This is a genomic window from Cupriavidus oxalaticus, from assembly GCF_016894385.1.
GTDB lineage: Bacteria > Pseudomonadota > Gammaproteobacteria > Burkholderiales > Burkholderiaceae > Cupriavidus > Cupriavidus oxalaticus.
The window spans coordinates 3836984-3851614 of record NZ_CP069812.1 but is presented as its reverse complement, the minus strand read 5'-3'; the positions used below and the strand labels follow the sequence as shown (position 1 = coordinate 3851614).

The window sequence follows — 14631 nt, the reverse complement described above, 5'->3', positions numbered from 1 at the left end:
CCGCGGGCCGCATCGACAATCGATCGGGCCGGTGCCACAACACGAAGCTAGGCGGCCGGCCGCAGTTCGGTATTCAGGATCGACGGCCACTCGCGCAGGAAAGTTTCCCCGTCGCGGCGGCCGAGTTCGTAGGCGTGCGTCATGGCATCGGGCCGGGTGTAGTCCCAGCTCGAGATCGGCACGCGCTCCGATGGCTGCAAGTACAGGCGGCGCTGGCCGCCTTGCTCGAACACGTGTTCCTGCACAAAGCGGCGCGGGCGCGGATAGAGCCGCGTGACCAGCACCAGCACATTGCCCGGCGCGGTGTCGAGCGCATCGACCGGGACGTTATCCACCAGGCCGCCGTCGAGCACCGGCCGGCCGGCGCGGCGCAGCACCGGCGTGAACGGCGGCGTCGACGCCGACTGCAGCAGCAGGTCGGCCAGCTGCTCGGGCGAGGCGCAGTCCTGCGCGCGCACGAACTCGGGCCGGAAGCCAAGCTTGCGCCCCAGCCGCGGGTGCAGCGTCTTGAGCACATGCTTGTCGATGTTGTACGCCAGCAGCCCCGCCGCCACCGCCAGCCGCGGGCCGCTCCAGCGCGGGATATGCGCCACGCCGATGCGGATCTCGGGCGCCTGCTGCAGGTATGAAAGGCGGCCGTCGCCAAAGATCGTCAGCAACGCGGTGCGGTAGATGCCGTAGTGGGGGAACACGCGCTCGCTGCGCAGCAGGTTGCCCCAGTAGGCATTGCGGCGGTTATTGGACAGCACCTCGCGGTAGTAGTCCATGGTCTGGTGCGAGTCATGCGCATACACCATGCACGCGGTGGCCGCGCCGGCCGAGATGGCCGCGATCACGCGCGGGCGCAGCTGCAGTTCGGGCGCGACCGTGTCCCACCAGCCCGCCTGCCACCAGCAGCGGTTGCCGCCGCCGGCAAAGACGACCTGGTCGAAGGGACTGGCGGGATGAGCGCCGGCGCTGGCCAACATCAGAGCAGCGCGTAGGTGGTGGTGGCCTGCACTGCCAGCTTGCCGTCGGTGCCGGTCAGCTCGATCTCGCCGAACACCACGGTCTTGCCCAGGCGCAGCACGTTGGCGCGCACCACCACGTCGCCGTCGATCACGGGACGCATGAAGTTGGTGGTGAGCGAAACCGTGGTCATCGGACGGAAGCCGCCGAGCGCACTCGCGACGGCGACGATCATGGCGGTGTCGGCCGCCGACATCAGCACTTGCCCGCAGACCACGCCACCCGCGTGGCGAAATGATTCGTTGAAAGGCAGGCGCAGCGTTACGCCTTTTGCATCGACGGCTTCGGCGCGCAGGCCGAGCTGGCGCACCCAGGGTGCCAGCACGCGCTCCAGCGTGGCGTCGATGTCGGCAAGGGCAAGTTGCGGTGAAGCTTCAGACATGGCGGTCCTCGTTCTTGTATCCATGTTCCATGGCCGCGCCCGTGGCCGGTCCGCGGCGGACCCGTGGCCGGCCTTAAGCTGTCTCCCCCGGCGCGACGCGATGCTTCAGGCAATGATACAGGGGGCCGGTGGCAAGCACCACGAAGGCCATCCGGATCACATGGAAGGCCGTCACCAGCGGCACGCCCAGTTCCAGCACCTTGGCGGTGATGCACATCTCGGCAATGCCGCCGGGCGTGGTGGCCAGGATCATGGTGGCCGGATGCGCGCCCGACAACGCCGCCAGCGCCCAGCCGAACAGCGCCGACACCGCCAGCGCCAGCGCCGTGTACAGCGCCACGCCCGACAGGAAGCGCGGTGCGGTGTGCAGGAACTCGCGCGAGAAGCGCACGCCCAGCGACACCCCGATCAGCAACTGGCCGGCGCGGCTCATCCAGGTCGGGATCGCCGACAGCTCGATGCCCGACGCCGTCAGCACCGCCGCCGCCAGCAGGGTGCCGATCACGAACGGGTTGGGCATGTTCAGGCGCCTGACCAGCAGCGCCACGCCCAGCGTGATCGCCACCAGCGCCAGCAGGCCCGGCGCGCTGACCACGCGCGGCCCGGGGATATACGTGTCGAGCCCATGGATGCCGCCGTACTGGAAGACCGCCGGCACCGTCACCACCACCATCAGCACCCGCAGCGAATGCGCCGCCGCGACCTGGTCGATGCGCGCGCCGTTGCGCTCGGCCAGGTTGGCCATCTCCGAAGCGCCGCCGATGGCTGTGGAAAAGTACGCGGTCTTGAACGCGACGCCCGTGGTCCGGCGCAGCATCAGCGCACCGCCCGCGCCCATCGCCAGCGCGAACAGCGAGCCGGCGACGATGTACGGCAGGAACTCCACCAGCCGCGCCACCACGTCCGGCGTGAAATACAGCCCGAGCGATGCGCCGATCACCCACTGCCCGGCATTGCGGGCCTGCGCCGGCGCGCGCAGGTCGGCGCCCCACATGCGTGCCGAGGCAACGGCCAGCAGCGGGCCGATCATCCACGGCAGCGGGGTATGCAGGACGGTGCAGAGCAGGGCGGCGGCCAGCCCGAGTGCCAGCGTGGGCACCGCGGACAGCCAGCGGTTGGCGGCAGGACTCATCGGTCAGCGGCCTGGCGCAGGGCGCGCCGGCGCTTGTTGTTGTTCGGTGAAAACGCAAACGCCCGGCAAGGTTGCTCCGGGCGTTTGCATTCTACGGTTTTTTTCGTCATCCCCGCGCAGGCGGGGATCCAGCGTCTTTCACGTCCCCATCGGCGATAAAGTCGCTGGGTTCCCGCCTGCGCGGGAACGACGGGCAATGGGATGCATCACGCCGCGTTGTCAGCCTGCGCATGCGCCGAGCCGCGCGCCGCATGCCAGCGCAGCAGGCGCGGGATCACTACCACCGCCACGGTCAGCGCCAGGATGGTGGCCGAGATCGGCTGGCGCAGGAACAGGGTCCAGTCGCCCTGGCCGATCGACAGCGCATTGCGCAGCTGCTTCTCGGCCATCGGCCCCAGGATCATGCCGACGATCACCGGCGCGGTCGGGAAGTCGAAGCGGCGCATCACCATGCCGAGCAGGCCGATCACGAACAGCAGCAGCAGGTCGAACCACGACTGGCGGATGCCATACGCACCCAGGCCCGCGAAGATCAGGATGCCGCCGTACAGCAGCGGCGTGGGCACGCGCAGCATGCGCACCCACAGGCCGATCGCCGGCAGGTTCAGCACCAGCAGCATCACGTTGCCGATATACAGCGACGCCAGCAGGCCCCACACCAGGTCGCCCGAGGTCTGGAACAGCATCGGGCCCGGCTGCAGGTTGTAGTTCTGGAACGCGGCCAGCAGGATCGCGGTGGTGTTCGAGGTCGGGATACCCAGCGTCAGCAGCGGGGCCAGCGTCGCGGTCACGGCCGAGTTGTTGGCCGCTTCCGGGCCGGCCACGCCTTCGATCGCGCCAACCTTGCCGAACTCTTCCTTGTGGTCCGACAGCTTCTTCTCGGTCGCGTACGACAGGAAGGTCGGGATCTCGGCGCCGCCTGCGGGAATCAGGCCGAACGGGAAGCCGATGAACGTGCCGCGGATCCACGCCGGCAACGAACGCTTCCAGTCCGACTTGTTCATGTGGACCGAGCTGAGCTTGTTGTAGGTGCTTGCCGGCTGCGGGAAGAAGGCATTGAACAGCGCCTCGCCCACGGCGAACAGGCCGACGGCCACCACCACGATGTCGATGCCGTCATACAGCTCCTGCACGTTCATCGAGTAGCGCGTCTGGCCCGACAGCGAATCCATGCCGATCAGGCCGATGCCCAGGCCCAGGAACAGCGCCGTCATGCCGCGCAGCAGCGACGAGCCCAGCACCGCGGAGACGGTGGTGAAGGCCAGCAGCATGATCATGAAGTACTCGCCGGGACCGAACTGCAGCGCCACGTCGGCCGCCACCGGCGCGAACAGCGACAGCATCACGGTGGCGATGGTGCCGGCCACGAACGAGCCGATCGCCGCGGTCGCCAGCGCCGGGCCGGCGCGGCCATTCTTGGCCATCAGGTTGCCTTCCATGGCCGTGACCATGGTGGAAGACTCGCCCGGCGTGTTCATCAGGATCGAGGTGGTCGAGCCGCCGTACATGGCGCCGTAGTAGATGCCGGCGAACATGATCAGCGCGGCGGTGGGTTCGACCTTGGCGGTCAGCGGCAGCAGCATCGCCACCGTCAGCGCGGGGCCGATGCCGGGCAGCACGCCGATGGCGGTGCCGAGAAAGCAGCCCACCAGGGCCCACATCAGGTTGATCGGCGTGATCGCGACGGCAAAGCCGTGCATCAGCATGTTCAGGGTTTCCATTCGATGACTCCTTGCTGGACGGGCGGGCTCAGAAGCCAGCGATGGGGAGCAGCGGCAGGTTGATGCCGAGCAGGAATTCAAACAGCGCCCACATCGGCAACGTGAGGCACAGGCCCACGATCACGTCGCGCACGATGCGGCGGCTGCCGTAGCCGCGCGCCACGCACACCATCAGCAGCGTGGACGAAAACACAAAGCCGAGCGTGCCGATCAGCGCCATGTTCAGCACCAGCCCGCCCGCCACCCACAGGAAGCCTTTGAAGTTGTGCGGCGCATTGGGCAGCTCGGCATCTTCATCCGGCATGTTGCGCAAACCGCCGCGCACGCCCTGCCACGTCAGCAGCGCGCCGCACACGGCCAGCCCGACGGCCACCAGCGTGGGCACGAAGCGCGGCGACAGGCCGGCATAGCCTTCTTCGCCGGAGATGCCCGACAGGCCGAGAAAGAAGAACAGCGAAAGCGCCAGGACGGCAACGCCGATGGCAACATGCGAGGGTTTCATGGAGACTCCTTGGCCTTTGTCGCCAGCAAGGGAAGCTGGCGTCCGCGACGCTGGCTTGGCTGACTTGGCTGACCTTGCGGCCCGCGCGGCAATGAGGCCCGGCGACATATGGTTGTTGTCTTCGGTATCGCAGGTGGACACCGGGCCCCATGCCGTTTTCCTGCCGCCGGGATCGACCGGCGGTGTTGGCAGGCACGACAGATAAAGCGGTTTGATGCGGTAATGCGGAGGTTTCACAGGCCGCGCCGGGTTGGCGCGGCAGCGGGCCTTACTTGGCGACGCCCAGCTCGCGCAGCGTGCCGCCCAGGCGGGCCGATTCGCTGTCGACGAACTTGCCGAACTCGTCGCCGGTCAGCAGGAACGGGGTCCAGTCGTTCTTCTGCAGCGTGTCCTTCCAGGCCTTGCCCTCGGTGGCCTTGACCACCGCGTCGATCATGGCCTTGCGCTGCTCGGGCGTGGTGCCGGGCGCGCCGTACACGCCGCGCCAGTTGTAGATCTCGACGTTGACGCCTTGCTCCTTCAGCGTCGGGATATCGGCGGTGCGGTCCTTGGAGGTCACCGCCAGCGCGCGCATCTTGCCGCTCTTGATGAAGGGCAGGAATTCCGACACGCCGGCGATGCCCACGGTCACGTGGCCGCCCATGATCGAGGCCGAGGCTTCGCCGCCGCCCTGGAACGGCACGTAGTTGATCTTCTTCGGATCGACGCCGCTTTCCTTGGCGACCAGGCCCGCCAGGATATGGTCGATCGAACCCTTGGAGCCGCCGCCCCAGCTGACGCTGCCCGGGTTGGCCTTGAGCTGCGTGGTCAGGTCCTTGATCGACTTGATCGGCGAGCTGGCCGGCACGGTGATGACCATGGTGTCGGCGAACAGGCGCGCGATCGGCGTGGCGTTCTTCAGCGTGACCGGCGGCTTGTTGGTCTCGATCGCGCCGACCATCACGGCACCCACCACCATCAGCGCGTTGGGGTTGCCCTTGTCGGTGTTGACGAACTGCGTCAGCGCAATGGTGCCGCCGGCGCCGCCCTTGTTGTCGTATGAAACGGTCTTGGCCGCGCCTGCGGCCACCATGGCGGCACCCAGCCCGCGGCCGGTCTGGTCATAGCCGCCGCCGGGGTTGGCGCCGATCATGACCTTGACGCTGTCCAGCGCATAGGCGGGCGCGGCGACGACGGTGGCGGCAACGGCGGCCGATGCCAGTGCGGCATGGGCGAAACGGGAAATCGAACGGCGCATGGCGGTCTCCTTGGTTGTACCGGGGAATCGCTTGCCAGTCACTGGCGGCCGCGATCCGATCCGGGGGTTCCGGCGGCAGCCTGTGCGTTGCCGGGGACGGGGACACGGCCTGGCGGCGGCGCGCGGGGCGCTGCCGAGGCTGTCTCCTGTCCGGCGCGGCGGGCGTGGCCGGGACTGTTCTTGGTTTATTGGTGAACATCAGACCGGGTTAGCGGTCATGGAGCGGATTCTAGGCGGGGGAAACTGTCAAAAGGCTGTCAAAAGGGGAGGGAAGGGGTTGGGGTTTACGTGGATGGTGGGGGGATTGGCGTGCGGACGGGCAGGACTTCGTGGTGGCTCCGGTCCTCTCCCCCAGCCCGCTCCCGCGCGCGGGAGAGGGTGCGATTGCCAGCGGTGTCGGCAAGCTCTCCAGCCTTCGCATATCGATACCTTGCTCCCCTCTCCCGCCTGCGGGAGAGGGGCTGGGGGAGAGGGCCGGCGCATCCAGGAACTGCAGCCCTGCAATAGTCAGATACCGCTCACCCCGCCGGCTTCGCCTGCAAGCAAGGATCCTTGCGCGCCACCGCCGGCACCACCACCGCCATGTCGAACTCGCCGTGCGCCGCGGCGCTCTCCACATAGCCCACGCTGACGACCTTGCCGGCCTCGCCCGGCAGCCAGCGCGGCACCCCCACATCGCGCCGCACATGCCCGTTGCCTGCAATCAGCACCGCGCCGCGCTGCGCGTGAGGCCGCAGCGCCTGTGCCATCACCGCGTCGCGCGCCGCCTGTGCCGCCAGCATGCCGGGCAGCATCGCCTTCGGGAAATTGCCGCAATGCCCGCGGTCAAGCACCGCGGTCTGCGCCGCCACCAGGTCAGGCGGCAACGCACCGGTCAGGCCAAGCTTCTGCCGCTCGTCCGCGGGGAACAGCCCGTCCAGGCCGCCGCGAACGATCTTGCCCGCATCCGCGCGCGACAGGTTGGCCGCGACCAGCGGCAGGTCATACTGCAGCGCCAGCGCCACCACCGGCCGGTACAGCGGCCACTGCCAGGCGCCGCCGCCGGCCTGCGCGATCAGGTAATCGGCATCGTTCGGCCGCTCGCGGCGGGCGCGGTCGATATCGCCCTGCCGTTCGCGGTCGAACTGCTCCATCGCGATGGCCGGACGCCAGCCCTGCTCGACCGCGCGCGTCAGCGCGGCCAGCCGCTGCTGCTGTCCGGCGGCATTGTCATGGACCTCGCCCAGCAGCACGTAGGGCTTGCCGGCAAAGCCGGCGCTGACCGTAGCCGGCGAGGGGCCCGGGGCAGCGCAGCCGGCGGCCAGCAAGGCAACGGCTGCGGCCAGCATGGTGGCTGCGCGCAAGCGGAATGACATCACGCGGTTTCCTTTATCTCGTTTCGTTCGTCGGGACGGCTGCCTGCGGCGCAGGCTGCTCCGGCACATATACCATCGACCCATCCTTCATCCGGTACGCCACGCCGGCCTTGATGCCGTCGCCGCTGCCGACCTGGCCGCTGGCCTGGTAGCGCACCACCTTCTCGCCCTGGCGCGACACGATTTCCATGTTCGGCTTGCCCGGGTTGGTGATGACCGTCACGTCGTCATGCGTGAACGGATTCGCCGGATTCTGCGCAATCGCCACCAGCAGCGCGGCGATCACCACCAGGAACACGTCGATCAGGTTCACTACCGACAGGATCGGATCGTCGGCCTCGCTCTCTTCCAGGAATTTCATTCGTCGCGCTCCCATTGCGGCTTCGACTGCCCCAGCCACACCAGTTCTTCAGCCAGCCAGCGGCGGCGCACATTGACGACCCAGAAGGTAATGCTGGCTGCGATCAGCGCCAGGATCACCGCGGAGAACGCGATGGTGAGATTCTCGCCCACATTGGCCAGGTTGCCACCGGACAGGCCCTTCAGCGCCGGACCCATCGGGATCATGGTGGCCACCAGCCCCAGCATCGGCGCCACGCGGGTGGCGATGCGCGGACGCTCCAGCAGGCGGTGCGCGGCGACGTCGAGGGCATCGGCATCGGCCACCCTGTGTTTGCGCGCCCACGCCACCAGCACGTAGCCGCGGCCGCTGGCAATGGGATGGCGCGCGCGCAGCCAGGCTTGCATGGCGAATTCGCCCAGCGCCCAGAAGGCATACAGGAACAGCAGCGCGATCAGCGCGAGTGTCGGGATCAGGAACAGCTGGCCGACGTCGTACATCAGGGTTTCAAGCAGGGTGGGTGTCATGTCTCGTCTCGTTGGATGCGATGGGTATGTTCCGTGCTTCAGCGCCGTCCGGGCAGCCAGCTGCCGCCGGCATCGACCTGGCGCCGCCGCGCGCTGAGCGCGCCGCCCACGATGGCGGCCGCCAGCGCGATGCCGCCGGCCAGCCACGACAGCACCGGCACGATTTCCGCGGCAGGTGGCTTGCGTTCCACCAGCTGCATGCCTTGCACGGGCTGCGCCTGGTTCGGCGCGGGTGCGGGCGGGGGCGTGGGTGCCGCTGCGGCAGGCTTCGGCGGCGTTGGCGCCGGTGCCGGACGGGGTGCCGCGGCAGGCGGCTGCAACCCGTAGCCCGGCGCGGCGGCCTGCGCCTGCTGCTTCAGGTACTGGTTGAACGCGCGGTTGCTGCTGACGATGTCGTGCCGCCGCGCCAGGTCTTCATAGCGCTGCGCCAGCGTCTTCAGCAGCTTGTCGTCGGCCTTCCAGTAGCCCTTGCGCGCGGCTTCGAGCATGCGCTCGATCACCTGTGCCTGGGCCTGCGGCGCGTTCTTTTCGAACCACTCGTTCAGGCCGAGCTTGTGCTTGTCGTTGACATAGACCTCGGCGAACTCGGTCCACTGGTCGTCGCGCACGATCTCGGGCGAGACCGCGGTCCAGCCCCAGAAGTTGTTGACGGTGTCGAGCACGTTCAGCGCGCCGCTGTAGCCCTCCGCCTTCATGCCCTCGATCCAGCCGGGATGGAAGTAGCGCGTGCGCAGTTCGCTGGCGAGGAAACGCGCCGCCGTCTCGGTGCGCGCGTTGCCGGCATCGCGCAGGTTCGAGATCAGCAGCTCGGGCGCCTTGCCGGTCAGGTGCCGCACCGCGAGGCCGATGCCGCCCAGGTACTGGAACGGGTCGTCGGTGGTCAGCATGCCGTACAGGTTGGAGCTGCGCGCCAGCAGCGCGCCGTCGACGCCCTTGAGGTTCTCGGCATACAGGTTGCCCTGCGGCAGCGCCTCGCCCCAGTGCCGTTCATCGGGGCCGTAGGCGTACTGCATGCGCGCGAGGTACAGCGTGGCCAGCCTGGCGTCGGCCTCGCGGCCGCTGCCGAAGGTATCGGTCGCCATGGCCGCATCGTTCAGGCCGGTGCCATAGTTGCCCGATTCGCTGGCGAAGATGCGCGTCACCGCCAGCGCATCGAGCCGCTCGGCAGGGACGTTCAGCTGCGCCAGCCGTTCGCGCACCGCGCGCGTGTTGGCGGCAACGACGTTGTCCGCTTCCGGCTGCGCGGCGGCAAGCTTCACGGCCTCGGCCAGCCACTTCATCAGGTTGGGGAAGTGATCGCGATAAAGGCCGGTGGCGGACAGCACCACGTCCACGCGCGGACGCCCCAGTTCGGCCGCGGAAATCGGCTCGACCCCGACCACGCGCCCGCCGTCGTCCCACTTCGGCCGTACGCCCAGCACCGCCATCGCCTGCGCTTCGAGCATGCCCTGGTGGCGCATGGTTTCCACGCTCCACAGCGAGAACGCCAGCTTGCCGGGGTAGCGGCCGTGGCGCTTGCGCCAGTCGGCGATCATCGCCTCGGCGGCGGCCTGGCCTGCTTTCCACGCTGCGCGGCTCGGCACCTTGGAGGGATCGAAGCCGTACAGGTTGCGGCCGGTCGGCAGCGTGTCGGGATTGCGCACCGGATCGCCGCCCGTTCCCGATTGCAGGTGGCGGCCAGCCAGCGCGGTCAGCAGGCCGGCGTTCTCCGGCGACGCATCGAGGCTGGCATAGAGCTGCCGCGCGCGCTGCATGTCTTCGCGCTGGCGCGGATCGCCCAGTGCATCCAGCGATGCGCCCTCGGCCACGTAGCGCCGCACCATCGCATAGGGCTGCGTCTGCGCGAGCTGCGCGTAGTCGACCGCGAACAGTTCCTCCGGCTCCTCGGGAAAGACGCGCTTGAGCCAGTCCTTGCCCAGCATCGCCATGGTTGTGTAAAGCCGCAAGCCATCGTCCTGCGACTGCCCGAACGTGTGCAGGCCATAGGGCTGCAGCGCGCCGCCGAGTTCATGCAGATGGATATGCAGCGCATCCAGGTAGCCGGTGAAGTCCGCACGCGCACGCGCGGCGGTCCAGCCCATGTCTTCGAACACGTGCATCGACGCGCTGCGCGACAGGATCTGCTGGCGGATGGTGTCCTTCACCGCGCCTTCGTCCTGCTGCAGGTACGCATGCAGCTGGTCATGCAGCGCTACCAGGTCGGTATGCAGGCCAGCTGGACGGAACGGCGGCGTCTGGTGGCTGACGATCACCGCGCGGCCGCGCCGCTTGGCCTGGATCGCTTCGCCGACGTCGTCGACGATGTACGGATAGATCACCGGCACGCTGCCCAGCACCAGGTAGGGCTGGTCGGTGACAGACAGGCCGCGCTCCTTGCCCGGCGTCCATTCCTGCGTGCCGTGCGTGCCGTAGTGCACCAGCGCCTCGCGATTCTCGCGCGCCCACAGGTAGGCCGCCATGTAGAAGTGGTTCAGCGGCGTGGTGGTGGAGTGGTACAGCGCCTTCTCGTCCGATTCATTGCGCTCGCCGCGCGGCGGCACCGGCATCAGCGCCACGTTGCCGAGCTGCAGGCGCGGGATCACGAAACCGGCCTCGCCGTTGCGCGTGGTCGCCATCGCCGATTGCTCCGGTTTGCCCCAGCGCTGCGCGACTGCCGCGCGGAACGCTGCCGGCTGCGCGTCATGCCAGCGGCGGTATTGCGACATCGGCATCCACACCGCGAGGCCGGCATCGAGCAATGGCTCCAGCTTGCCGCTGCGATAGAACGGCGCGAGCAAGGCACCGAGGTCGCGTTGCAAGCGGGCTTCGTCAGCGGCTTCGGTGGTGTAGCCCGCGGCGCGCAGCGCGGCAAGCGTGCTGGCCAGGCTCCTGGGCAGGTTCAGGAAAGACGCCGACAGGTTCTTCTCGCCGGCCGGGTAGTTGTAGTACAGGATCGCCACGCGCTTGTCGGCGTTGGGCAGGTGACGCAGCCGCGCCAATGCCAGCGCCTTGTCCGCGACCGCGTCGAGCTGCGCCGGCAGGCCGACGATGGCCCCGTCGCCCTTGTCCGTGGCGGCGGCCAGGATGGGATCGATCACGCCGGCCAGTTCGGGCTGCACCAGGTAGAACGGCGTATCGGTCAGGCTGATGCCGTGCGGGTCATCCTGCCACGCCTGCGCATCGCCCTTGCGGTAGGGCATGACCTGCGTCACCGGTACATCGAGTTTTTCGAACTCGGCCTTGCGCCCCTGCGGGTTCAGCATGATCTGGCCATTGATCAGCACATCGACCAGCCGCTTGCCATCGGGCATCGCCATGCGCGTGATGCCGTCGGCATCCATCACCGGGCCGTAGAACGTGAGCACGCGCGCATGGCGTGCTTCGAGGCGACCAATCAGGTCGTCGATCAAGGCACTGTCGAGGCCCGACACATAGGCCTGGTGGATGGCGATGCCGATCACCGGGCCGCTGTTGCCCGATGCGGCCAGCGCTTCCTGCGCAGACGTGGTGATCACGCCCGCCAGCTTCGGGTGGTAATAGGCGGCCTTGGGAAACACCACGGGTGCCGGAATGCCGTCATCACCGCGCAGGCGGAACTGTTGTGCCGCGAGCGTGCGCATCATCGCGCCGAAGTTGCCGCGGCCGCCGTTGACGTAGTACGCATGCAATTGCGCGGCGAGCCTGTCGTCGACGCCATGCGCTTCGTAGCGGTCGGTGGCGATCAGCACGCGCGGTACGCGCGCCTCGCTCCACAACGGTCCCAGCCGTTGCAGCATCGCGGTGACGATATGGTCGCGCGGCGCATCGACGACCAGCAGGTCGGCACCGTTGATGAACGGCGCGACGTCCTGCGCCGGCATGCGCTCCAGGTACTGCGCATCGAGCGCCATGCCCTGCGCCTGCGCCAGCTCGCGCAGCGGCCCGAACTTGCCGGCCGGCACCGGCGAACTGGTCAGGATGGCGATGCGCGGCATTGCAGCGTGTGCCGCGCCCATCCACATCAGCAGGCACAGCAGCACCCGGAGGCAGCGGCTGGTTATGTTTTGTGGGGACATGCGATACCTCCTTGAGCCCATGCGGCTCAGAACGACAGCTTCAGGCTGGCGGCGAAGGTGCGGCCCGGCTGCGTGTAGAAGTCCACCCCGGGCTCGGTGGCCGAGACGCCGGTCTGGCGCACGTCGCCCCACAGCCAGTACTTCTTGTCGAACAGGTTGTTCACCGACAGCGCCAGGCTGACATAGCGGTTGAAGCGCCACCACGCCTGCAGGTCGACCACGCCGTAGCCGGCGGGCTTGAAGTAGGTGAACGACGTGTCGTCGGTACGCGTGACCGGGCGCGCGCCGCGCCAGCGGATCGCGGCGCCCTGGCCCGGCACGCGCTCCCAGGTCAGCCCCGCGCTCGCGCGCAGCGGCGATACGCTGTTGAGCGGCTGGTCGGTCTGCTCATTGGTGCCGTGCGCGTACGCGACCGCGCCGTCGATGCGCCATTGCGGCAGGAAGCGCCACACGCCGCGCCACTCGGCGCCGTAGATGCGCACGCTGGTCTGGTTGCGGTACTGGTAGGTCGCGCGCAGGCCGGGCAGGCACGCGGGGTCGGACGGGCAGGTCAGCTGCACCTGTTCGATGAAGTCGCGGTAGCGGTTGTCGAACAGCGCCACGCTGGTCTGCACCTTGTCGCTGGTATAACGCGCGCCCACCTCGAACGAGCGGCTCTTCTCCGGGTTCAGGTCGGCATTGGGCGCGGCGCCATAGCCCTGCACCGGGTTGCGGAAGCTGCCATTGACTTCCTGGTAATTGGGCGCGCGGTAGCCGAACACGTATTGCGCCCACAGGTTGACGTGGTCGGTCGCCTGCCACAGCGCCGACAGCTTCGGCGACACATGCGAATCGCTCTTGCTGACCGCCGGGCGGCCGCCCGCACTGGTGTAGACCAGGTCGTCGCCATCCGGCGACAGCGAGTAGTGGTCGAAGCGCAGCCCCGGCGTCAGCGTGAAGCGGCCATCGAAGAAGCGCATCTCGTCCTGCGCGAACACGCCGGTCTGGCGCGTCTCGCCGGTGGGGAAGTCATGCACCGGGAAGTTCTCGCCGGCGAGCGACCTGGTGGTGGTGCCGGTGGTCAGGTTGACCACGGTGGCGTCGCGCGATTCGGACGTGCGCGTACGCATGAAATCCATGCCGCCGATCAGCCGGTGCCCGACGCTGCCGGTGGCGAAGGACTTGTCGCCCTGCAAGTTGAAGCCGGTCTGCTCCTGCCTGAAGGCAAAGCCCAGCGCGACATTGCACAGGCTGGTGCCGCGCGTGGTGGCCGAGCAGCCGGTGCTGGTGTTGCTGCGCACCTGGTTGGTCAGCGTGGAGGTCTCCGACTCCTGGTAGTAAACCTGCGCGGCCAGGCGATCCAGCACGCGGCTGGCGGGCTGCCACGCGTAGTCCAGGCTGACGCGGTCGCGGCTCAGGTCTTCATTGCCGCTGGCGGCGGTGACGCGCGGCAGGGCTGTGGATAACCGCAGCAGGTCGGTGTCGGTATTGCCGTCGCGGTGCTCGTACGTGAACTTGAACTTGTGCCCGGGCGTGGCGTTGAGCAGGAGCTTGCCCAGCCATGCCTGCGTGCGCACGTCCTGCGGATTGGGCCTGGTGCGGTTGACCGAGTTGGAGTCATCGGTGCCCATGTTCTTCATTTCATGCGCGTTGCGGTTCGCATACATGAAGAGGCCCTGGAGGGTGTCGCCGCCGCCGGCCACGCCTGCGGTCTGGCCGAAGCCATTGTCGATGCCGTTCCAGTTCAGCCCGGCCTCGCCGCCGGCCTTGCGGCCTTGCGTCAGGTCGGCCGGATCCTTGGTCGCATAGGCCACCACGCCGCCGATCGCATCCGAGCCATACAGGCTCGACGCCGGCCCGCGCAGCACTTCCACGCGCTTCAGGAACGAAAACTCCGGCGCATCGCGCGTCGAGCTGGAGATGTTCGACGGCCCGCCGCCATTGAAGAAGTCCGGCAGGCGCACGCCGTCGACCATCTGCAGCACGCGGTTGTCCTCGATGCCGCGGATATTGATGCTGCCCGCGCCAAAGCGGCGGCGGTCGCGCGGCACGTCGATATCGGGCTCGTCGGCGAACAGGCCGGTCTCGTCGACCGGCTGCGCGCGCTCGATCTGGCGCGCTTCACGCGTGGTGATGGTAGAGGCCACCGCATCGGCCCGCTCCTCGGTGCGGGTGGCGGTGACCACCACTTCATTGAGCGAGGCAAGCGTGGCGGTCTGGCGATCGCCCTCGGCGGCGAAGGCCGGCGACCCCAGCGCCGCGCAGACGGCGGCAATCGGCGTGACCCGGACGGCGGCGCGCAGGTGCGCCAGGCAGCGACGTTTCATGGATTCTCCCCAGAAGAAATCGGACGCTTGGCTGGCGGAAAACCGTGACAGGGTGGCTGGCTCGCGTAGAGGCGCTGCCCGGCCGGC

At 68.5% G+C, this 14631-nt stretch carries 11 protein-coding genes; all 11 read right to left on the bottom strand.

Annotated elements, in window-relative coordinates; translation table 11 throughout:
- Positions 1-47: 47 nt before the first annotated feature.
- Positions 48-968: a patatin-like phospholipase family protein gene (locus tag JTE92_RS30160; protein WP_063239988.1), complete on the bottom strand. Its 921-nt coding sequence runs from the start codon at positions 966-968 to the stop codon at positions 48-50.
- A complete protein-coding gene (locus JTE92_RS30155; protein WP_063239989.1) occupies positions 968-1390 on the bottom strand; it encodes a PaaI family thioesterase in 423 nt (140 codons plus the stop codon). Before JTE92_RS30155 ends, JTE92_RS30160 begins: the two co-directional genes overlap by 1 nt.
- Before the next feature lie 73 nt (positions 1391-1463).
- Positions 1464-2522, bottom strand: a complete 1059-nt coding sequence (locus JTE92_RS30150; protein WP_063239990.1) for an AbrB family transcriptional regulator — start codon at positions 2520-2522, stop codon at positions 1464-1466.
- 206 nt (positions 2523-2728) lie between these two features.
- The gene (locus tag JTE92_RS30145) at positions 2729-4243 is read right to left on the bottom strand and encodes a tripartite tricarboxylate transporter permease (RefSeq protein ID WP_063239991.1); all 1515 of its coding nucleotides are present in this window, start codon (positions 4241-4243) and stop codon (positions 2729-2731) included.
- 28 nt (positions 4244-4271) lie between these two features.
- Entirely contained in the window at positions 4272-4745 is a 474-nt protein-coding gene (locus JTE92_RS30140) for a tripartite tricarboxylate transporter TctB family protein (RefSeq protein WP_063239992.1), read from the bottom strand.
- Positions 4746-5013: 268 nt separating this feature from the next.
- A complete protein-coding gene (locus JTE92_RS30135) occupies positions 5014-5982 on the bottom strand; it encodes a Bug family tripartite tricarboxylate transporter substrate binding protein (RefSeq protein ID WP_063239993.1) in 969 nt (322 codons plus the stop codon).
- 518 nt (positions 5983-6500) lie between these two features.
- Positions 6501-7337: a ChaN family lipoprotein gene (locus tag JTE92_RS30130; RefSeq protein WP_063239994.1), complete on the bottom strand. Its 837-nt coding sequence runs from the start codon at positions 7335-7337 to the stop codon at positions 6501-6503.
- A gap of 13 nt (positions 7338-7350) precedes the next feature.
- Positions 7351-7698, bottom strand: a complete 348-nt coding sequence (locus JTE92_RS30125; RefSeq protein ID WP_063239995.1) for a DUF2149 domain-containing protein — start codon at positions 7696-7698, stop codon at positions 7351-7353.
- Positions 7695-8204 carry a MotA/TolQ/ExbB proton channel family protein gene (locus JTE92_RS30120; protein ID WP_063239996.1) on the bottom strand — a complete coding sequence of 170 codons (510 nt, stop codon included), beginning with the start codon at positions 8202-8204 and terminating at the stop codon, positions 7695-7697. Before JTE92_RS30120 ends, JTE92_RS30125 begins: the two co-directional genes overlap by 4 nt.
- A 38-nt stretch (positions 8205-8242) precedes the next feature.
- Positions 8243-12238: a cobaltochelatase subunit CobN gene (gene cobN, locus JTE92_RS30115; protein ID WP_084254673.1), complete on the bottom strand. Its 3996-nt coding sequence runs from the start codon at positions 12236-12238 to the stop codon at positions 8243-8245.
- Between the two features lie 26 nt (positions 12239-12264).
- Positions 12265-14544, bottom strand: a complete 2280-nt coding sequence (locus tag JTE92_RS30110) for a TonB-dependent hemoglobin/transferrin/lactoferrin family receptor (RefSeq protein WP_063239997.1) — start codon at positions 14542-14544, stop codon at positions 12265-12267.
- Between the last annotated feature and the right edge of the window lie 87 nt (positions 14545-14631).